This window comes from Embleya sp. NPDC005971 (genome assembly GCF_040629175.1).
GTDB lineage: Bacteria > Actinomycetota > Actinomycetes > Streptomycetales > Streptomycetaceae > Embleya.
In genome coordinates, this window is record NZ_JBEXUX010000082.1 from 1 (window position 1) to 19,859 (window position 19,859).

17 protein-coding genes and 2 pseudogenes are annotated in these 19,859 nt (G+C 68.8%); 7 read left to right on the plus strand and 12 right to left on the minus strand.

Annotated features, from left to right (window positions below):
- Positions 1-261: 261 nt before the first annotated feature.
- From ABZ374_RS41895 to ABZ374_RS41935, 9 genes are all read right to left on the minus strand, one after another.
- Positions 262-1,053: an ATP-binding cassette domain-containing protein gene (locus ABZ374_RS41895; RefSeq protein ID WP_360322634.1), complete on the minus strand. Its 792-nt coding sequence runs from the start codon at positions 1,051-1,053 to the stop codon at positions 262-264.
- The gene (locus ABZ374_RS41900) at positions 1,050-2,039 is read right to left on the minus strand and encodes an ABC transporter ATP-binding protein (protein ID WP_360322636.1); all 990 of its coding nucleotides are present in this window, start codon (positions 2,037-2,039) and stop codon (positions 1,050-1,052) included. The genes ABZ374_RS41895 and ABZ374_RS41900 overlap by 4 nt, the downstream gene beginning before the upstream one ends.
- On the minus strand, positions 2,036-2,914 hold the full coding sequence (locus ABZ374_RS41905) for an ABC transporter permease (protein ID WP_360322638.1): 879 nt from the start codon (positions 2,912-2,914) through the stop codon (positions 2,036-2,038). Before ABZ374_RS41905 ends, ABZ374_RS41900 begins: the two co-directional genes overlap by 4 nt.
- Positions 2,911-3,849, minus strand: coding sequence for an ABC transporter permease (locus ABZ374_RS41910; RefSeq protein WP_360322640.1), 939 nt, complete (start codon positions 3,847-3,849; stop codon positions 2,911-2,913). The genes ABZ374_RS41905 and ABZ374_RS41910 overlap by 4 nt, the downstream gene beginning before the upstream one ends.
- A 37-nt stretch (positions 3,850-3,886) precedes the next feature.
- The gene (locus ABZ374_RS41915; RefSeq protein ID WP_360322642.1) at positions 3,887-5,425 is read right to left on the minus strand and encodes an ABC transporter substrate-binding protein; all 1,539 of its coding nucleotides are present in this window, start codon (positions 5,423-5,425) and stop codon (positions 3,887-3,889) included.
- A 781-nt stretch (positions 5,426-6,206) separates the two neighbouring features.
- Positions 6,207-8,345 carry a S9 family peptidase gene (locus tag ABZ374_RS41920; RefSeq protein ID WP_360322644.1) on the minus strand — a complete coding sequence of 713 codons (2,139 nt, stop codon included), beginning with the start codon at positions 8,343-8,345 and terminating at the stop codon, positions 6,207-6,209.
- Positions 8,346-8,565: 220 nt separating this feature from the next.
- Entirely contained in the window at positions 8,566-8,886 is a 321-nt protein-coding gene (locus ABZ374_RS41925; protein WP_360322646.1) for a hypothetical protein, read from the minus strand.
- Positions 8,844-9,092: a hypothetical protein gene (locus ABZ374_RS41930; protein ID WP_360322648.1), complete on the minus strand. Its 249-nt coding sequence runs from the start codon at positions 9,090-9,092 to the stop codon at positions 8,844-8,846. The genes ABZ374_RS41925 and ABZ374_RS41930 overlap by 43 nt, the downstream gene beginning before the upstream one ends.
- Entirely contained in the window at positions 9,083-10,504 is a 1,422-nt protein-coding gene (locus ABZ374_RS41935) for an aminobutyraldehyde dehydrogenase (RefSeq protein ID WP_360322650.1), read from the minus strand. Before ABZ374_RS41935 ends, ABZ374_RS41930 begins: the two co-directional genes overlap by 10 nt.
- 553 nt (positions 10,505-11,057) lie before the next feature.
- On the opposite strand from ABZ374_RS41935, the gene ABZ374_RS41940 reads away from it, so the two are divergent.
- On the plus strand, positions 11,058-11,855 hold the full coding sequence (locus tag ABZ374_RS41940; protein ID WP_360322652.1) for a hypothetical protein: 798 nt from the start codon (positions 11,058-11,060) through the stop codon (positions 11,853-11,855).
- A gap of 290 nt (positions 11,856-12,145) precedes the next feature.
- On the opposite strand, the gene ABZ374_RS41945 is transcribed toward ABZ374_RS41940, so the two are convergent.
- On the minus strand, positions 12,146-12,829 hold the full coding sequence (locus tag ABZ374_RS41945; RefSeq protein ID WP_360322654.1) for a helix-turn-helix domain-containing protein: 684 nt from the start codon (positions 12,827-12,829) through the stop codon (positions 12,146-12,148).
- A 588-nt stretch (positions 12,830-13,417) separates the two neighbouring features.
- On the opposite strand from ABZ374_RS41945, the pseudogene ABZ374_RS41950 reads away from it, so the two are divergent.
- The 3 genes and pseudogenes from ABZ374_RS41950 to ABZ374_RS41960 all read left to right on the plus strand — a co-directional run.
- Positions 13,418-13,630 (plus strand): annotated as a pseudogene (locus ABZ374_RS41950) (cytochrome P450); the annotation flags it as partial.
- Positions 13,627-14,523 (plus strand): hypothetical protein, encoded by an 897-nt coding sequence (locus tag ABZ374_RS41955; protein WP_360322656.1) that lies wholly within the window; start codon positions 13,627-13,629, stop codon positions 14,521-14,523. The pseudogene ABZ374_RS41950 and the gene ABZ374_RS41955, both read left to right, overlap by 4 nt.
- A gap of 12 nt (positions 14,524-14,535) precedes the next feature.
- Complete coding sequence (locus ABZ374_RS41960) at positions 14,536-14,763, plus strand: hypothetical protein (protein ID WP_360322658.1); 228 nt, start codon at positions 14,536-14,538, stop codon at positions 14,761-14,763.
- A gap of 839 nt (positions 14,764-15,602) precedes the next feature.
- Here the strand turns inward: ABZ374_RS41960 and ABZ374_RS41965 are convergent.
- On the minus strand, positions 15,603-16,229 hold the full coding sequence (locus ABZ374_RS41965; protein WP_360322660.1) for a hypothetical protein: 627 nt from the start codon (positions 16,227-16,229) through the stop codon (positions 15,603-15,605).
- Positions 16,230-16,357: 128 nt separating this feature from the next.
- Positions 16,358-16,579 (minus strand): annotated as a pseudogene (locus ABZ374_RS41970) (IS5/IS1182 family transposase); the annotation flags it as partial.
- A gap of 375 nt (positions 16,580-16,954) precedes the next feature.
- Here ABZ374_RS41970 and ABZ374_RS41975 point away from each other — a divergent pair.
- From ABZ374_RS41975 to ABZ374_RS41985, 3 genes are all read left to right on the plus strand, one after another.
- Positions 16,955-17,812, plus strand: a complete 858-nt coding sequence (locus tag ABZ374_RS41975; protein ID WP_360322661.1) for an NAD(P)H-binding protein — start codon at positions 16,955-16,957, stop codon at positions 17,810-17,812.
- Between the two features lie 21 nt (positions 17,813-17,833).
- Positions 17,834-18,157, plus strand: a complete 324-nt coding sequence (locus tag ABZ374_RS41980; RefSeq protein WP_360322663.1) for a hypothetical protein — start codon at positions 17,834-17,836, stop codon at positions 18,155-18,157.
- A 109-nt stretch (positions 18,158-18,266) separates the two neighbouring features.
- Positions 18,267-19,772, plus strand: a complete 1,506-nt coding sequence (locus ABZ374_RS41985) for a hypothetical protein (RefSeq protein ID WP_360322665.1) — start codon at positions 18,267-18,269, stop codon at positions 19,770-19,772.
- Positions 19,773-19,859 lie beyond the last annotated feature (87 nt).

Below are 19,859 nucleotides of genomic sequence, written 5' to 3' on the forward strand. Positions count from 1 at the left end.
AACTACCTGGCCGGGGGGGGGGGGGGGGGGGGGGGGGGTGGGGGGGGGGGGGGGGCGGGGGGGGCCGGCCCCCCCCCCCGACTTCGGCCGCGGGCGGTCAATGGGCCGCGTGGATTCAGGCGATCCGGTGCGATCCACTCCCGAGGTGCGGCGGCGGGGCCGACGAGAAGGCGCTCTCGGCCTCGGGGCATCCGGACCGGAAGGCACCATCGGTGTTCATGTCGAGGGCCCGGTGGGGTCGCCTTCCGGCGCCGGTGAACCTCACGCCGTGCCAGGTCGGTACAGGTCCGGCGCGGCCCGTAGCAAAGCCCGGGTGTAGGGGTGCTCGGCTGCGGTGAAGATGGTCTCGGCCGCGCCCTCTTCCACCACGCGGCCCGCGTACATCACCGCGACCCGGTCACAGAGCGTTCGCACGATGCCCAGGTCGTGCGAGATGAAGACGATCGTCAGCCCGAGTTCGGCGCGCAGGTCGGCCAGGAGGTTGACCACGGTGGCCTGGGCGGAGACGTCCAGGGCCGATACCGCCTCGTCGGCGACCAACACTTCGGGTTGGACCGCGAGGGCGCGTGCGATGGCGACTCGTTGGCGTTGTCCCCCCGACAGTTCGCGCGGCCGTGCCTCCAGGACGCGCGGGGGCAGGTTGACCATCTCCATGAGCGAGTCGAGGGCGGAGGCCATCCCGGCATCCGGGACGAGATCGTGATAGTCGATGAGTTCGGCCAGTACGGAGCGGACCCGTCGACGGGGGTTGAGCGACGCGACCGGGTCCTGGAAGACCATCTGGATGTTGCGGCGCAAGTCCTTGGAACGCCGGGCGCCGATGTCCCTGCCGTCGTAGCGGACCCGTCCGGCCGTCGGTTCCGTCAGCCCGACGAGTACGCCGGCCAGCGTCGACTTGCCGCAGCCGGATTCGCCGACCACGCCCAGGCACCGGGAACGCTCGACGGCGAGGCTGACGCCGTCGACGGCCCGCAGCGTCTGCGGTGCCGCGGATCGCCGGGCCCGGACCTTGAAGTGGACCTCGATGTCGTCCAGTTCGATGAGCGCACTCATGCCTGTTCTCCAAGATTCAACTCGGCCTGCCGCAGACACGCGCCGGCTCGGTCCGGGCCGATGTTCAACAGGGGCGGGTCGGCTTCCCGGCAGGCATCCACGACGAACGGGCAACGCGGGGCGAAGCGACAGCCCGAGGGCAGTCGACCGGCGGTCGGCGGGGATCCGCTGATGGCCTTCAGCCGTACCGGCGGGCCGTGCAGCTGCGGCATCGACTCGATGAGTCCGTGGGTGTAAGGGTGGCGGGGATCGTCGATCAGGGCACGCGTCGGTCCCTGTTCGATGATGCGGCCGGCGTACATCACGGCGGTGCGGTCCGCGATGCGTGCGATGACCGACAGGTCGTGGCTGACGAAGATCAGGGCCAGGCCCCGCTCGGCCCGCAGGCGTTCGACGAGCGTCAGGATCTGGTCCTGGACGGTGGTGTCCAACGCGGTCGTCGGTTCGTCGCACAGGAGCAGCCGAGGCTCCACCGACAGCGCCATCGCGATCATCACCCGTTGCCGCAGGCCCCCCGAGAGTTGGTGCGGCCATGCCCGGACCCGTTGCTCCGGGTTCGGCACGCCGACTTCGCGCAGCAGGCGCAACGCCTGGTCGGCCGCGGCGCGGCGCGACACGCCCCGGGCGCGGGGACCGGCGGCGACCAGGTCACCGATGCGCATCGTCGGGTTCAACGAGCTCATCGGTTCCTGGAAGACCATCGAGACTCCGTGGCCGCGCAGGTCGCGCGGGTCGACGGACCGCGGCTCCTCGTCCTCCCGGCCGCGGAACCGCATGGTTCCCCGGGTTCGCACCAGCGCGGGCGGCAGCAGGCCCAGCACGGAGCGCAGCGTGAGGCTCTTGCCCGATCCGGACTCGCCCACGATCCCGAGGCATTCACCGGCGTCGACGTGCAGGGACACGTCGTCCACCAGGGTGGCGCCGTCGCGCCCGGCGGCGGCGATCGCCAGGTTCGCGATCTCGATCACGGGTTCGGTGCCGGTCATGATTTGATCCGATCGTCCAGGCCGTCCCCGATCAGGGCCAGGCCCATTCCGGCCAGCGCGATCGCGGCTCCGGGCGCGGCGATCAACCACCAGTTGGTTTGCATGACGGTGCGGGCGGACTGGATCATTGCGCCCCATTCGGGGGTTCCGACGGGTATGCCGACGCCCAGGAAGGACAGCGTCGAGATCGCCACGACGGCCAGTCCGATGTCGACGAAGAAGTAGACGATGCTCTGCCCGATCACGTTCGGCAGGATGTGCCAGGCGATCACCCGCCATCGAGGCAGGCCTCCCGACCGCGCGGCGCGGACGTAGTCCATGGAGCGGACCCGCCGTACCTCGGCGCGCATCAGGCGCGCGTACACGACCCAGGAGATGAGGGTGAAACCGATGATGAGCGGCAACTCGCCGGGCCCGAGGAAGAGGAATCCCTCGCCGGGGCCGAGCAGCCCGACCAGTGCGATGAAGAAGATGAACAGCGGGAGCGAGACGACGACGTCGGAGATACGCATGATCGCGGTGTCCAGCCACTTGGCGCCGAGGCCCGCGACGATCCCGATGAGGCTGCCCAGGACCGCCGGGATGAATGAGGCGAGTAGTGCCACGCGCAGGTCGACCCGGATCGCGTAGACCAGCCGGGTCCATTCGTCACGGCCGAGTTGGTCGGTGCCGAGCAGATGCGCGGGCGAGGGAGAGGCGAGCCGGTTCAACAGATCCTGTTCGGCCGGGTCTCCCGTGGTGATCAGGGGCGCGAAGACCGCGGCCAGGACGAACAGTCCGAAGATGACCGCCCCGGCGGCCAGCTTGCCGTTGCCGCGCGGGCGTGACCGTATCGTGTGTTCCTTGTCGTCCTTGATCAGGGACAGGTCGCTCATGCGCTCACCGTTCTCGGATCGAGCAGCGAGACGATCGTCTCGCCGAGGACGTTGGCGACCACGACTCCCGTGGCGAAGACCAGCGTGATGCCCTGGACCACGTAGACGTCGCGTTTGGCGGACGCGTCGACCAGCGCGCTGCCCAGGCCCGGAATGTCGAAGGTGGCCTCGAGGATGACGACGCCGAAGAAGAGGTAGCCGACGTTCAGCGCGAGCAGCGTCAGGACCGGGCCGAGTGCGTTGCGCAGCACGTGCCGGACGATCAGGGCGCTTCCCCCCACCCCGAGTGAGCGGGCGACCGCGATGTACTCGGAGTCGAGCACGTCGATCAGGCTCGACCTGAGACTTCGCACGAGGACGGGGGTGAGGATCACCGCTCCGGTCACGGAGGGCAGCACCAGCGATTCGACCAGTTCCGTCGGGTCCGACCCCAGTCCCGAGACCGGGAACCACCCGGTGGGCATGGCCACCAGCCTGATGAGCAGGAATCCCACCCAGAACGCCGGCAGGAACAGCGCGAGCAGAATGCCCAGCCGTATCGCGTGGTCGATGAATCGGTCCCGGAACCAGGCGGCGGTCCACGCCAGCACGAGTGCCGCCGACACCGCGAGCACCAATGTGCCGAGCAGCAGCCACAACGTGTCGCCGATGCCTTGGCCGATGACGTCGGTGACGCTCCGGCCGTCGATCGATGTTCCCAGGTCGCCGTGCAGCACTCGATTCAGATAGGCCAGGTACTGGTGCGGCAGGCTGCGATCGAGCCCCAGTTGATGGCGCAGCTCGCTCACCGCCTCGTCCGAGGCCCGCGGACCGAGGCGGAGCCGGGCCGCGTCGCCCGGCGCGACCTGGGTCAGCACGAACACCACCAGCGTGACCGCGAGCAGCACGAGCATCAACTGGAGGAGCCGGGCGAGCAGAAATCTCAGCGCTGTCACGAAACTCCCTCCTTTCCGTTGACGATGCGGGACGCGGTCATCGGTTCTCGACGCTCAATTCGTCGGCGCAGTAGGCCAGGTAGGGCGCCGGAAGGAATCCCCGTACCCGGCCGGCGACCGCCTGGAGCGCGTTCGGGACGGCCAGCGGGATCACGGCGTCGCTTGCGTTGGCGGACTTTTCGAAGGCGTGCACGGCGGTGGTGACCTCGGCGGGGTTGCTCGCCGCGTGGACTCCCGACAGTGCCGCGTTCGCCGGTCCGGGGTCGGACTGGGAGAACACGACGCCGGTCGATGCGAGAAAGCCGAGGGGGTCGATCGGGCTGGGCGCGAGCGCGCTGTAGGTGATCATCGCGAGCTGGAAGTCACCCTTGCCGAGCCTGTCGATCAGGGAAGAGGTCGGGAGCGGGACGACGGTGGCGTTGATGCCCACCTGGGCCAGCATCGGGACCAGTGCCTGAGCCGCGAGTTCCTCCGCGGTGCTGCTGGGCGCGAGCAGCTTGAGGTTCTGGCCCGTGTAGCCGGACGTGCCGACCAGGTTCTTGGCGGCCGCCACATCGGTGGTGGACCAGGCGCACGTGGGGCACGGGGTGACCCCGGGGACGTTTTGCGGCAGCAGCGACGTCGCCACGGTCGCCTGGTCCGCGTAACCGCCGGCGACGAGTTTGCGGTAGTCGATGGCCAGTGCGATCGCCTTCCGGAGATCGACGTTGCCCAGGGGCCCCGACTTCGTGTTCATGGTGAGGACGCTGACACCGGACGACGGCGCGCTGACGATCTTGTCCTGCTGGTACTGGAGGGCCGTGGCGAGTTCCACGTCGTTGACTACGTCCAGGGAGCCGCTGTGGAACTGCAGCAGTCGCTGGTAAGCGTCCGTGACGACCTTGTATTCGACCCCGTCGAGGTAGGGCAGACCGGCCCGGTAGTAGTGGGGATTGCGGGTGAGGCTGATGGACCGTCCCACGGCCTGATTGTCGATGCCGAACGGACCGGCCCCCGTGGGCTTCTTCCAGAAGTCGGCCGCGGTCCGGCCGCCGTAGTTGTCGGGGAAGATTGCGGCGTTGGCGGTCGACAGGATCGCGGGCAGCGTCGTGTCGGGTTGGGACAGCCTGAAGACCACGGTCTGCGGGGTGGGCGTCTCCACGGACGTGATGGAGGAGAAGTAGCTGCCGTACAGCTGACCCGTGCTCCACAGTCCTTCCGAGAATTTCACGTCGGCGGACGTGACCTGTCTGCCGTCGCTGAACTTCGCGGCGGGGTCCAGGGTGAAGGTCAGGGTCTTGGCCGCCGGATCCGCCTGGTAGGACGAGGCCAGCGCCGGCAGGAGGGTCTTGCCGTCCGGAGTGGAGCGCAGGAGCGACGCGTACACCTGTGAGTAGACGTTGAAGCTCTGTGACGACAGGGCCTCCTGCGGGTTCCACGTGTCGATCGCGGTGCTGAGCGACATCGTGATCGACCCGCCCCGCTTGGGGGGCGCCGAGGCGGATCCGGGCGAGGTCGAGTTGTCGGAGACGCACCCGCTCAGAAGCATCGTGGCCGTCAGCATCGCGACGCACGCCGTGGCCTTGAATAGCGACATAAATTCCCTCGCAGTTTCATAAATTTTCTAGCAACTGGGGTTTCCGGAGTCTACGGCGGGTGCGTAGCGGCCGTCTAGAGGTACGCAAAGCGGTCATATCTAGTGCTTCCGTACCCTGCTGCGCGCCCGGCGCACTCGGGCCCGCCGGCGAGACGGTCGTCGGCCTCGACGACCGTCTCGACCGGGTTGGACCGCACCGGCAGCCGGCTCTGTGGCCGGCCCACGGACCCACCCTTCGTGGGCGGACCGGGGGCGGGACGGCCGGCGGCGCGGCCGAGAAGGCGGTATGTCAGGAACCGAAATTCCGGAAGGCCGGGACAACTCCGATGAACACGATTGCGCTGCCGCTTGGTTTGTTGCGGGCCGAGCGGCGGCTACCGAAGATCCGGACCGGGCTGCACCGTCGGGCGGGCGACGATCGTCGTCGGTGCGACGCGCCGCACAACCCCTTGCGGCCTCGTCTTACAACCCGGGCGCCGAATCCCGACCTCGTCGCCCGGCTCCCATCGCCGATCCCGGCATCGTTGCGATGGCCGGAGGCCGGTCGGGGGACGGGGCGCGCCCTCGGCCCGAGTCGCCGGGACGACCGTCGCCCTCGTTCGGGAACGGGTCGGCGAGGGGCGACCGGGAACGGCGCCGAGGGCCGCGTCTCCCGCGAACGCGACACCTTCTTCACAAGGCACAAGGCACATGGCACAAGGCACGAGGTGCGTCCGTTGCGGCCCTCGGATCGCCACCGCGGCGCCCGACACGGGGGCGAGGCGCATCGGAGCCGGCGCCGTCAGGCTTCGTCGCCGGGTGCGCCCGCAGCGTCGCGCCGAGCGGGGTTGCTCTCCTTTACGTGACGCACCATCCAGTCGACCAGCGCCTCGTTCTGTGCTCGTCGCACCGGCACCGGGCCCGAGATCGATCCTTCGTGGGAGGCGTCCGGCAACATCAGCATCTCGGCGACGCACCCGGCGCGCCGCAGCACCGAGTAGAACTGCTTGCTCTGCTCGGGAGGGCAGCGATGGTCGCGTTCGCCCTGGATCAACAACGTCGGAGTGGTGCAGGTGTGGGCCGTGGTGATCGGTGAGAGTTTCCGGTAGCGGTCGGGGTCCGTCTCGGGCAGTGCGCCCAGTACATCGGGCAGAAAACCGAGCCCGATGTCGCTCGTTCCGTACAGGCTGGAGAAATCGGTCACCGGGTTCTCGATGACGGCGGCCTTGAACCGGTCGGTGTGGCCGACGATCCAGCTGGACATGTACCCGCCGTACGACAGCCCGGCGACCCCGAGGCGGGCGGGGTCGGCCCAGCCCTCGTCCACCGCGAAGTCCACCGCCGCCATCAGGTCGTCCAGGTCGTCGTGGCCCCAGGCTCCGATGATGGCGTCGGCGAATTCCACGCCGTAGCCGCGCGAGCCGCGGGGATTGACCATGAGCACCCCGAAGCCCGCACCACACAGGATGTGGGCGTCGGTGACGTAGACCTCCCCGTAGGCCGATTTGGGGCCGCCGTGAATGAGCAGCACGGTCGGCAGTGCTCCGACGGCGTCGGCGGGTCGCAGGAGCTTGCCTTGCACCGGCGGGCCGTCCTTCGCACGGACTCGGAATTCGGTGACCGTGCACGGGACGGTGCAGGCCCGATTGCGGGTCGCGGTGTCGCTGATCCGCGAGTCCTCGCCCGTGTCCATGTCGCGGACCCAGAGGTCGGGCGGGCTGGTGAGGGTGCCGGTGGCGTACAGCAGGCGCTGCCCGGCCACCGCCAGCGGATAGAAGCAGCCCGGACCGGCCAGCACCGGAGTCGTACGAGGTTCGCCCTCGAGTGCGACGCGGTGCACCTCCAGGCGGTCCTCGACGTGCACCCGCAGGAGAGCGTCGCCCGCGTGAAGAAGCAGTCTCGGGTCGGGGTCCACGAACGGGATGGCCACGTCGCCCAGTACATCGCCGTTGAGATCCACACTCAGGCCGGCGCCGCGATCGGTCAGGCGCCACGACTGGGATGCCGCCGCGGAGTCGTCGGCCGGGTCCACGAGGAACAATCGACCCAGCGAGTGCGATGCGGCGCCGGAGGAGGTCACCGCGATCCGGCCGTCGCCCGATGCCGCGAGGGAGAAGAGGTCGAGTTCCCGCATGTGCTCGGTGACCGTGCCGGACCCGTCGGCCGCGACGGAGCGAACGGCGGCGGTGCCCTGTTGCCATTCCTCCGGTCCGCATCCGGCGAGGAAGGCGATGCGTGCGGTTCCGGCCTGCCCCGATTCCGCTTCCGTCGCGCCGGCGCCCGGCCGCCCGGGCGACGCCAGCCACGTCGGCCGGCTGTTGACCCAGGCGTCGTCGGTGAGCCGCGTGTGCGTCCGGGTGCCGAGGTCGTAGACGAAGATGTCGGCGGTGACGTCGTCGACGAGGTCCAGCCCGTCCACCCAACCGATCGCCCGGGTGATCCGATACGGCGCTTCCGGCACACGTGTCCGCAGCGTCGCGGCGTAGGCGATGCGGCGGCCGTCGGGACTCCACACCGGCTTCTCCGAGACGCAACGGTTCGGTTCCGCCGGGTCGACGAGCACCTCGAAGTCGAAGTCGGGTGCGTCCGCGAGCCGGACGAGGACCATGTGCGTGACCGGGCCGTCGCCGGAAAGGAACGCCAGCCGACTGCCGTCCGGCGAGAAGCTGGGGGTATGCGCCCCGTCGCCGAACGCCACGGCGACGGTAGCCGCACGAGGCTCGGCCACACGGCTCAGGCACAGGCTGTGCCGCACCACGTCTCCCTCGATGCGGGAGACGGACCAGGCGACGAGTGTGCCGTCCGGGCTCAGGTCGGCGCTGTGGAGCAGTTCCATCGCATCGACACGTTCGGTGACCGTAGGGCCGTAGTCGGTGTCAGGCGTGAGCATGGGAACTCCTTCGCTCAGATCCGTAAGTAATTTACCAGATACGTAAGTCATGAGGTAGGGCCGGTCGAGGCGCCTTCATGCTTCGAACACCGTGTCTGCCGTGCCGGGGATCGACCGCGGCACGGGTTCCCGACGACCGGTTCGAGCCGGCCGTGCAACCGGTCGATTCCTGCCATCGACCGCGCACCGAGCGGGTGGGAATGGGTCGTCCGCATCCCCCGGGGCGGACGACCCTGGATGGCCCCGCATCCCGTCCACCCTCTGCGGACCCTCAAGGCGCCGGGCAGGACATGTCGCGGGCGAAGAGATCCGCGAGCGTCTCGCGACGAACGACCTCGCGTGCCTTCCCGTCGGCGCAGAAGACGACCGGTGCCTTGAGCGCTCCGTTGTAGTTGTTCGCCATCGTGTAGCAATACGCTCCGGTCACCGGGACGGCGATGACGTCGCCGGTCCGTGGCGACCGCAGCGGCACACCGGAGCCGAGCCGGTCGCCGGACTCGCAGTGCCGCCCGACGAGGTCGACCCGTTCGCCGCCGCCGACCCGGTCGATCACGGTGGCCTCGAACCGCTGCCCGTAGAGGGCGACCTCCATGTTGTCCCCCATGCCGCGTTCGCGCTCAGCGCCTGCCGGAAACGTCGTATCCGTGCGCGCAGGCCGGCCTCGTCGACGACGTAGGCGGGCGTCGAGTACTCGTCGGCCACGTCGGACAGGGCGACGCCGCCGACGATCAGACCGCGGCCCTCCTCGACCGTCGTCCCCTCGGGAAACAACTCCAGGATGTCGGGGCTCACGTCCACGAGAGCATCACATGCTTGATCCGGGTGTACGCCTCCAGACCGTAGAGGGACAGGTCCTTGCCCTCACCGGTCTGTTTGAAGCCCCCGTGCGGCATCTCGGCCGCCGTCGTGACGTGGGTGTTGACCCAGGTGATGCCGAAGTCGAGCGCGGCGGTGACGCGCATGGCGCGACCGACGTCACGCGTCCACACGCTGGACGCCAGCCCGTGGCGGACGTCGTTGGCCAGCTCGATCGCCTCCTCCTCGTCGGTGAAGGTCTGTACGGTCAGCACGGGGCCGAAGATCTCCTCCTGGACGAGTTCGTCGCTCTGGCCGACTCCGGTGACAACCGTCGGCGGAAAGAAGAAGCCGGGACCATCCTCCGCCCTTCCGCCGGTCAGGATCCGGGTGGTGGCGCCGCGACGCTCGACGAGTCCCGACACCCGTTGCAACTGGGATCGGCTGATCAGCGGGCTCCGGCCGTCCCGGGCATCGGCCGGGTCGATCAGGGCGAACGATCGGGCGTGCTCGACCAGTTCCCGTACCAGATCGTCGTGGATGTCGGCATGCGCCAGGACGCGCGACGGCGCGGTGCAGTCCTGGCCGGCGTTGTAGAAGGCGGCGCCGGCGATCAGCTCCGCGCAACCGGCCACATCCGCGTCGGCGAACACCAGGACCGGGCTGTTGCCGCCCAGTTCGAGGTGGGTCCGGCGCACGTCGTCGGCGGCGGCGCGAACCACTTCGGTGCCGGCCCTGGTCGATCCGGTGATGGCGACCATGTCCGCGTGCGGGTGACCGGCCACCAGCTTGCCGGTCTCCCGGTCCCCGCAGACCAGGTTCACGCAGCCGGGCGGCAGATGCCGTCCGCAGATCTCGGCGAGCAGCAGCGCACTGGAAGGAGTGGCCGCGTCCGGTTTGAAGACCACCGTGTTGCCGGCCGCGACGGCCGGCGCCAGCTTCCAGACCGCGGTCATCAGCGGGTAGTTCCACGGCGCGATCGAAGCGATCACGCCGACGGGCTCGCGGCGGATCAGGGACGTGTGGCCGGGCACGTACTCCGCCGCCGCGCGTCCCTCCAACATGCGCGCCGCGCCGGCGAAGAACCTGAGCTGGTCGATGATCGGCAACAGTTCCTCGGACCGGAAGAGTTCCGTCGGTTTGCCGGTGTCCCCGCATTCGGCGGCAACGAATTCGTCCGCCCGGGCCTCCATCTCGGCCGCGATCGCCAGCAGCGCGACCTGACGCTCTCCCGGTGCCGTGCGCCGCCACGACGCGAAGGCCGTGCGCGCCGCGTCGAAGGCGGCGTCCACCTCGGCGTCGCGCGAAAGCACGCTGGAGCCGTGGATCCCACCGGTGCGGGGGTCGATCAGGGACAGTCGGCCGGGCGCGGTGCTGCGGACCCCGTTGATGAAGTTGTCGACGTGCCCGGTCATGCGGGGACTCCGGTCGTCCGCCGGGCGACGGGTGCCCCTTGCCGTCGGAACACCGCAGCCGCCGAGTTGTGTATCAATCTCACGAGGATCATAGAAATATTATGAACCTTGGATATGCGGAGCGCCAGCCCTTCGCGAGGGATTCGACGGAAGTCCGCACGGCGACAGGGGTCACCATCCGTCGAGAGACGCGGTCCGACGCCACCCGGCCGCTCGGCTCCGGCGTTTCCCTCGCCTTCGAGCCCCGGGTCCATGCGGCGATTCGCTGCGTCGAGGGCGGACTCGGCTCGGAGTCCGCTGCCCGACGGACTCGTTCGTCACGTCGGGCGCCCACCCGATCCGCCCGCGCCCGGCGGCCGGGAACTCGACCGACGGCCGGCCGCGACGACCGACTCGATACCCTCGGGCGGGCCCGGCCGTCGCACTCGGCGAGGGGGCGACCGCGCTCGGCGATACTCGCGGCGCCGGGGGCGAGCGCCCGCGCGTCCGCCGGCGGGGCCATTCCCGGATCGTAAGTAACTTACGATCTCCGAACGCAGGGTACGATTATCGCATGGTGGACACTCCTGAAGACGATGCGACCGAGCCGACGCGCACGCGCTCGACCAACCCCCCGCCCGCTCAACGCCGGCATCGACCCCGCGAGGAGACCCGCGCTCTGCTGCTGGCCGCAGCGGCGAACCTCGCCATCGAGCGAACCCGTCCCACGGCATCGAGTCCCCACAACCCGTTGGCGGACATTCGCATGGCGGACGTTCTCGTCGAGGTGAATCGACGCAACCCCGACGGCAGGAAGCTGACGACCGGGGCGTTCTACCAGATCTGGTCGGACCAGGCCGCTTTCCAACTGGAACTGATGCGCCATGTGATGGACAAGATCGCCACCCCGGGGGCACGGCAGATCGAAGCCCTCGCATTCGGGCTGGTCGCCGACGGAGAGGCACCCGAGGAGATCTTCCGTCAGATCAGCGAGGCCGACTTCCGGTGGACGAGCGCATCCCCGGAGCTGTACCTGGCACTCGGCCTAGGAGCTCTGGCCCCTGTCGACATGGTGCGTGATGCCCAAGCCGGAGCCAATGAGCGCTACGTCGACGAGACCGATCACCTCTTGAGCGTCCTACTGCGCTACGCCCGCCGCCGGCTCCGACCCGACCGCAGCATGGAGGACCTCATCTGGGCCGTCGAGGCGTTGTCCGTGGGCTACCTCCTGCGCTCACGCACCCATCCCGACATTCCCGAACGGACGGATCGCAACGGCTGGAGCGCCCAAGCGAGCGCCTACCTCGGTGTCATCCACGCGTTCAGCGAACCACTCCCCGACGATGCGGAAGCATCCGAAGCGACTTCGTGAACCCGGTCGCAAACACCGCAGCAGGTGCAACAGCCGACCCGAGGAAGTGAACCGAGCCCATGTCGGGGCGAGGCCGCGAACCGGCCTCCCCCGACGACAAGGCACGCCTCGCCACGGGGCGAAACGATGGGCCTTCGACGGGCGACGCCTTCTCCGAGGGCGCTTGGCGTGGTATTGCAACGCCGTGCCAGGGCGTCGATGGCGAGTGTGCGGCGGCGTGGGTGGTCGGCGGGCCTTTCACCCGGCGGACTGCCCGGCAGAGTAGGCGCACGAGCCCGAGGGCTGTTACCTCACGAACCTTCCGGGCTGCTGGGCCGGGTGCCGTTTCGTTCCTGGTGCGCCGGCACCGCGTCCAGCACCAGCTCCACTGTGGCGAGGAAGCTCTCGCGGGTGAAACCGACGGGTTCGATGCGGCGGCTGTAGTGGGCCAGCGCGGGAAAGTCCGCCGGATCGGCGCCCAGCGTGATCACCCGGAAGGTTTCCAGTCTCCGCTTTTGCTCGGTCGGGCCGCAGGACTGGCCGGCCGCGTGCGTGGAGATCAGGGACACGGACAAGGTCACCAGCCGGTGGTACCACTCGGGGACGAGTTCCTCGGGCACCCCGGCGTCGCCGAGAGCCTGCAGGGTCTCCTCGATCACCAGCCGGCTGCCGGGTCCGCTGCCCGGATAGTGGCCGGTGTCCTTCGCCAGCTGCGGCAGCGCGGCGTACGCATCCCATGAGCGCAGAGTCAGGTCGACCAGCCGCGCACGCCAGGTTCCCTGCCGCCGGTAGCCGCGCATGGCCTGGACCAGCACATGGTCCACGATCGCGAGCATCAGCTCGGTGCGGTTGCGGAAGTGGCGGTACAGGCTGGAGGAGTCGGTACCCAGTGCGGCAGCCAGTTTGCGCATGCTGAACAAGTCGTCGCCTTCGGAGCAAGAGAGCAGCTCCACGGCGGCATCCAGGATGGTCTGTTCGCTCCACCGCTGACGCATGGCGGCAGTCTAGTCGAGCGGAGTGAGCGCTCCATCAGGCGGCGAGCGCGATGTTGCACACGATGTTGCACGCACCGCGTGCAACAAGGTTCAATGAGCCCGTGAAAGGACTGCCCGAGCCCACCGCCCCGGAGCCGCCCGGGGGCAACGTCCTGAGCGATGCGCTCGACGGAACCGGTCGAACGCGGTTCTGCCCGAGCCGGCCGCCCTGCGGAACGGGCTCGACATCGACCCGGGCGGGCGGAGCCGGCGTGACTCCGGCGCGGTCTACCGGGTGCGCTCGCCGCCGGGGCACGAGGCCACCCTCTTCAGCCGCTACGCCGATGTCCGGGCCGTGCACAGTCGTGCCGCGCGGCTCCGGCTCGACGCGATGTGCCCGTCACCCGGCTCGGCGGCCGAGGGCGTGGACGACGAAGAGATGAAACACCGCCGTGCCGGGCGACTGCCGATGCCGGATCCACCCGAGCACACCCACCGGCGGCTGCTGACCGCGACCTTCACGGTCCGGCGGGCCCAGGCGCCGGCCCCGCGGTTCCAGGGGATCGTCGACGAGTACCTCGACGCGATGGCGGCCGCCGGCCCGCCCGCGACGTCACCCGCGCCCGCTGCCCGCACCCGGCTATCGGCCACGGAATTCACCACTGCCTCGGCGCGACGCCGGCGCGCCTCGAACTACAGCCGGCTCCTCCGGCGTTGCTGCGGCGGTTCCCCGGGCTGCGCCTCGCCGATCCCGCCGTCACCCCCGACTTCAAGCACCGCGTGCTGAGCCACGGTCTGCGGTCCCTGTCCTCGGCCTGGTGACAACCCTGAAGGGAACAACGTTGATCATCGACGAACATTCCGCCGCGCTCATGGCCGAGGCCGACTTTCCCGACCGCCGGCAAGTTACGCAACGGTTCGGCGACCTCGCCCCGGACGGCACGACGAGCACAGTGGCACTGGCCCGTCTGTTCGAGCATCCCCGCATCGGCCTGCGCTTCCCCCGCTTCGACAAGCTTCTGGCCGACGGCGGGTTCGGGCCCTTCCGCATTCTGCTGGTTGGCCAGGACGTCGAGCGGTGGACGCCGTTCGGCACCTTCGATGCCACCAGCCGGATCGGCACCGGAATCCGGGCGATCGGCCGGACCTCCTACGCCTACGGGCAGGGCATGTTCATCGACGGACGACTCGTCGCCACAGCCGGGGCCACCATCGTGCTCGCCGACAAGTCCGGACCGCTCACCTTGCCGGACGAACTGCGCGCCGACCTCGCGGAGTTGCGACTGCCGGGAACGGATGCAGCAGTGGCGTCGCAACCCGATCCGCCGCGCCGCGAGCGGCAGTACTCCCCGGCCGCTGCCACCGTCCATGCCCGCGTCGGGGACGTCGACCTCAACCGGCATGTCAACTACATCGCCCAAGTCGGCTGGTACGACGAGGCGATCGCGTCCCACGCGCACGACCTGCTGGGAGAGGGCGCCGCCAGGAAGCTCCCCCGGTACCTCCCCTGGCGCTACCGCGTGACCTATCTTGGCGAGGTGCACTACCCCGGCACTTATGACATCGGGATCGCCGTCAGCGGACACGACGAGCACACCGTGCACTACGAACTCGGACTGTTCGACAGCGGACGGTGCCTGGGTACCGCAGACGCCTCCGCACCCCGCGGCAAGCTTCCTGCCACCGCATTCCCCGACGGCAAATTCACGAGCTGATCGGCTTCGGAAGTGCCCGAGCGCGTCACCGCACTCACCGCGCCGGCCGTCCCGCCCGCCGACGCGGGCCACCGTGACCTGGTGGCCCGCGCCGGCGGAGTCCTCGACTACGCAGCGCTGATCGCCTCCGACGTCGGGCTGCCCGACCTCGCGGCCCACCTGCGCCGGCAACAGCACCGCGCCTTCGCCGACGCGGGACGCCTCGCCTCGGCCGCCGGACCGACGCCGCTGCAACCATGACCGCGCGGCGTCGGCAACCGGCTGCTCGACGGCCGCCAGATCACGATCATTTCGCTGGTGGAACGCGGCCTCGATGAACAGGCCCGCGCCATGATCGACACCGGCACCCCCACGGAACCGTGGGAGAACACGGTCGCCGCCCTCCTGTGTGCCTGCTGCCGGGCCCCGGCGACCGGACCCGGGCCTTGCCCTGAGGGAGGTACTCCCGACGACCACCCCGCCCGACCTGGCGACGGCCGCGTTCCAGGCGCGAGTCGGGCTCACCGCGCCCGGCTCCGGGGCCGACCTCAGGTGAGGTCGAACGTGATGGTCACGGAACCATCCCCACCCTCGTGTCTCCGTGAGGATGAGTGCTCCATCCTGTGCCTCCTCGACCCGCACCAGGAGGCGGCCGCGATCCTCGCCGGGAAATGCGAGCGAGAAGTGGGATCCATCTCCACGAGGAAGTCCCAGCCCTCACGCCGAGTCGCGTCCAGCGCAAATGGAGTGCCGACCGTAACGGTGATGTCGATCCCATACTCGGCGAGGCAGATCGACTGATTTGCCCACCATTCAAGACGTGCCGAACCCACGTATCGACCCATGGCCACACTATGCACTCCGCCCCAACGTGCGTGCCGGTCCGGCATGTTGTGGCTGCGACCCGCAGGAGGCGGCACGCTTCGAACCTGTCTGGTTCACTACGTTCGCTCTTGCCTGAACCCTCGATGCGCTCGTCCGTCCCATTCATGCCTTGGGGCGAACTGGTTCCTGGGCGCTACCAACGAAACATGACGGGATGTCGGCGTATCCCAGTGACCTATCCGGCATCCGTCCTTATGCATGAATCTCTATGAAATCTACTTCCTCCAATGAACTTCTGCAGTATTTTCGAAGACAGACAGGCGGTCGAAGTCGGTCGCTGCCGTTTTCACTTGCCATCCAGTTCCAAGCTTGGATCGAACAATCTCTACAAGCAAATTTTCTCCCATGAAATTTCGGTAGCCTGGGCTCGGCCACTGCCATTCGGCGAACGCTATTTCCTCCAGAGGTCGGAGAATTTCGGACAGGGCTTCTTCCTGGACTGCAAAGGCTCGCATTGTGGCGCCAGTGCCATAAAATACGTCTTTCACTGCACAATGCACTAGAAACTCGGCAAACGGCTCTGGAATTCGCTTCCAGACCTCGTACTCTTCTGCGCCGAGAACGGTATCCGGCTCCGCCGGATCGAAGCACCAGCGCCAGTCACCGGTAGGATCCAGCATAAAAATAGCCATGCCGTCGTCGGCAACCTTAATTCTCTCAAGAGAAACCATATTAGTCATAAATGTGAGCCGCGCATCCCATTGCGAGGTTATGCTATGCCATCCTCGTAGCGACGACGGTAGCCAGTCGAAAGAGCTAGGAATAGTTATCGCGCACTTGGTCGGAGGTCCGTGCCAAGTGGTCAGAAATTCGGCCAGATCGATGTCCGCAGGGTCAATCATGTGGCCATCCTCCCACGGGGATCAGACGCCTCGAACGCTCAGATCGTTACGATTCCGGGGATGGTGTTGTCCGCCTTGGTCGAGGTGGGGACTCGGTTGCGTGCAAGAGGTCTTTTTCTCCCGTCGGGTCATCCTTGAATATGGTGTTCATCGCGTTGTGTTGGGTCGCGCCGGGAAATGGTGGTCTCGCCGGTGAGGCGGCGGGCCATGAGGTCGGTCATGGCGAGTTGGATCATGGCTTCGGAGCGGGCGGGCAGGGCCTCGTAGTCGCGGGCGAGTCGGCGGTGGAGCATGAGCCATCCGTAGGTTCGCGCCACCGGCCATCGTTTCGGGATCGAGGTAAACCCCTGGTCCCGGGTGCACGCGGAGATTTCATGTCACATCGCGTCCTTTCCGCTGAAGGATCAACTGCCTTAGTAGGCCGTTGAGTTCGGCGAAGAAACTGTCCTTCTCCCATTTGGCGAAGTAGCCGAGGATGCCCGCGACGATGATGGCGATCTTTGATCGTGGTTCCCCATCCGGGAACGGCGGACCAGGGGAGTGGAAGCCGTCGCGGCGGAGCGAGACGCCCGGCCGCCGGAACGTCGGTCATGACGCCGCTGCGTGGAACGGCTGTCCAGGCCCCTGCGGGAACGTTCCCATGTGCGAGGGCTTCCGGACTTGTCCTACCGTCCTCGGCAGCGGGCCCGCATCCATCGTTCGTTTCCCACAAACAGGGGTTCTCCATGACCATCCTCGTGACCGGAGCGACCGGCACCGTGGGCAGGCACGTGGTCGCTCGGCTCGTCGCGGCCGGACGGCCCGTCCGGGCGCTCACCCGCACTCCGGAGACCGCCGGGCTGCCCAAGGGTGTCGACGTCGTCAACGGCGACCTGAACAGTTCGGGCGACCTGGCGTTCGACGGGGTGGGGAGTGTGTTCCTCGTCGCGGGCATCTTCGACCCGGCGCACGCGGCCGACCTGGCGCAAGCCCTGGTCGGCCGTGCCGTGGCGGCCGGGATCGCCCGGATCGTGACCCTGACCAGCTCTGCCGTCACGACCGGACGAGGCGGCCACTACGACACGCTCCACGCGGTGGAACAGGTCGTCGAGAAGTGCCAGGTGGCCTGGACCCACGTGCGGCCGGGCGAGTTCGCCGTCAACAAGCTCGACGTCTGGGGCGAGTCCATCCGCAACGAGAGCATGGTCCGCAACGCCTACCCCGACGGCATCGGCGTGCCGATCCACGAGGCCGACATCGCCGACGTCGCAGTGATCGCCCTGACGCGGGACGGCCACGCGGGCCGGGCGTACGACCTGACCGGGCCGGAGGCCCTCACCCACCGGGAGCAAGCGCAGGCGATCGGCGCCGGGCTCGGCCGCGCGATCGCGTTCGAGGGACTGACGTACGGTCAGGCCCGCCGCGCCTACCTCGAGGTCGGATTCCCGGCGGAGATCGCCGAGTTCATCCTGGGCTACCAGGCCGAATACGCCGAGGAACCCCCGTCGGTCTCACCCACGTTCGAGCAGGTGACCGGGAAGAAGGGCCGCACGCTCGCGCAGTGGGCGGTCGACCACGCCGCCGAGCTGGCCCCGACCGCCTGACGGTCTACGGCATGAGGCGGGGTGGTGCTGCGGGCCAAGGCGCGCAGCACCACCCCGTTCGTCGACGCGAACGCGGGATTTCCTTTTGTACGGGATGGGGCGTTGCTCGACGAAGTCGATGCGATGTACATGATGGACGGACTCTGGTGGCAGGCAGGCGACTTCGATGTCACGACCTGTCGAGCCTTCGGGATCATCAGGACGGGAATGGGGCTCAAGGAGTGCGCCGATTTCTACGACATCCGCCCGGAGGCGACGGGCCTGCTGATCGGGGCCGATCGGCTTCTCCCGGCGGATTCCGTGGATGTCGCGCTGTGTGAGGCCGTGCTGGGAGCCGTCCGTTGATGCGTTGTCCGGACGGTGCCGCCCTCGTTCCCGGGGGTGGGGCAGTCCCCACCCCGATTCTCCACTTGGCGCCATGGTCGAAGGGATCGCCTCGTAGCACTGTGTTGTCATGCCCACTCGACGCGAGACACTCGCCGCCTCGGCCGCCGTGACCGGCGCCGCGTTCCTGTCCGCCGTCCCGGCCGCAGCGGCCACGGAGGCCGATTCCGGTCGGCCCCCCGGCGGCACCATCGCCCTCGCCCACGCCACCATCCTCGGTGTGGGCCCCGATCGGACCGTCCTCGTCCGGGACGGCCGCATCGTTCGCACCGGCCGTTCGGCCGAGATCGAGATCCCGCGCGGGACGACGACCTACGACCTGACCGGCAAGTACATCGTCCCGGGCGGCCTCGTCGAGGCCCATGTGCACAACGACGGGCCCGAGAGCGTAATGCCGCCCCTGTTCCCGCTCAACGGCGTGACCGCGGTTCGCGAGATGTGGGGCAAACCCCTGCACCACGCATGGCGGGACGAGGTCCGCGCGGGCCGACTCCTCGGTCCCCGCTGGGTGATCGCGAGTTCGATCATCGACGGGCGGCCCTCGATCTGGGCCGGCGAGGTCGGCAAAGTCGTCGAGGTCGCCGACGCGTTGTCCGCACGCCGCGCGGTACGCGAGGCGAAGGCCGAAGGCGCCGACTTCGTCAAGGTGTACTCCCGGCTCGACCGCGAGGCGTACGAGGCGATCGCCGACGAATCCCGTCGCCAGGGACTGCGTTACGCGGGCCACTGCCCGGACGTGGTGCCCATGGCGCGCGCGAGTGATGCCGGGCAACAGTCCATCGAGCATCTCCACGCGCTGACGCTCGCCACGTCCTCGCGAGAGGACGAGATAAGGCGGGCCATCGCGAGGATCCGCATCGATCCCGGTCTCGGTTCCAGTCTCGATCGCTACGCGAGTTGGTTCCGGCAGGTGCACCCGCTGGAATTGCAGGCGATTCGCAGCTTCGACGTCGGCCGTACACGGGCCCTTTTCGATCGGCTGGCGGCCAACGGGACGTGTGTCGTGCCGACTCTGACCGTTCATCATTGCCTGGAGCGCACCGACCAACTTGCGGTCGACCCGGCGGAGATGCGCTACCTGCCCACCTGGATGACCGACGAGTGGGAGCCCACGTGGGCCGCCCTGACGGCCGGTCGTACCGCGCGCGACATCGCCCACCTCCGTGAGATCTACGCGCACCGGCTCCGGCTGGTCGGCGAACTCCACCGGGCCGGCGTGCAGTTGATCGCAGGCACCGACACCGGTACCGGTTACGCGGTCCCCGGCTTCTCCCTGCACCACGAACTGGAACTGCTCTCCGAGGCGGGAGTGCCCGACCGGGACGTCCTCACCGCCGCGACCACCGCGGCCGCCCGCATGCTCGCGCTGCCCGCCGACCGCGCCGACCTGTTGGTCCTGGACGCCGACCCACGCGCCGACATCCGTAACACGCAGCGGATCGACTCCGTCCTGGTCGGGGGCCGCTACGTGGACCGCCGGGAACGCCTGCACCTGCTGGACGAGGTGGCGCGTGCCGCCGCCGCGAGCAGGCCCCCCGCCGCAGGCGCCGCGGCACCCCACATCTGCGTCCACTGACCACCTGTGTCGACGCAAGGTTCGCCGGGGTGTTACGCGGGGAAGTGCCGCCTCGTACACGCGCGTTCGGGCCGGCGTGTCGGGTTC

Coding starts and splice junctions, on each gene's coding strand:
- ABZ374_RS41895 (WP_360322634.1), bottom strand. CDS start 1,053: ATGAGTGCGCTCATCGAACTGGACGACATCGAGGTCCACTTCAAGGTC.
- ABZ374_RS41900 (WP_360322636.1), bottom strand. CDS start 2,039: ATGACCGGCACCGAACCCGTGATCGAGATCGCGAACCTGGCGATCGCC.
- ABZ374_RS41905 (WP_360322638.1), bottom strand. CDS start 2,914: ATGAGCGACCTGTCCCTGATCAAGGACGACAAGGAACACACGATACGG.
- ABZ374_RS41915 (WP_360322642.1), bottom strand. CDS start 5,425: ATGTCGCTATTCAAGGCCACGGCGTGCGTCGCGATGCTGACGGCCACG.
- ABZ374_RS41920 (WP_360322644.1), bottom strand. CDS start 8,345: ATGACTTACGTATCTGGTAAATTACTTACGGATCTGAGCGAAGGAGTT.
- ABZ374_RS41925 (WP_360322646.1), bottom strand. CDS start 8,886: ATGGAGGTCGCCCTCTACGGGCAGCGGTTCGAGGCCACCGTGATCGAC.
- ABZ374_RS41935 (WP_360322650.1), bottom strand. CDS start 10,504: ATGACCGGGCACGTCGACAACTTCATCAACGGGGTCCGCAGCACCGCG.
- ABZ374_RS41940 (WP_360322652.1), top strand. CDS start 11,058: ATGGTGGACACTCCTGAAGACGATGCGACCGAGCCGACGCGCACGCGC.
- ABZ374_RS41945 (WP_360322654.1), bottom strand. CDS start 12,829: ATGCGTCAGCGGTGGAGCGAACAGACCATCCTGGATGCCGCCGTGGAG.
- ABZ374_RS41965 (WP_360322660.1), bottom strand. CDS start 16,229: ATGATTGACCCTGCGGACATCGATCTGGCCGAATTTCTGACCACTTGG.
- ABZ374_RS41975 (WP_360322661.1), top strand. CDS start 16,955: ATGACCATCCTCGTGACCGGAGCGACCGGCACCGTGGGCAGGCACGTG.
- ABZ374_RS41985 (WP_360322665.1), top strand. CDS start 18,267: ATGCCCACTCGACGCGAGACACTCGCCGCCTCGGCCGCCGTGACCGGC.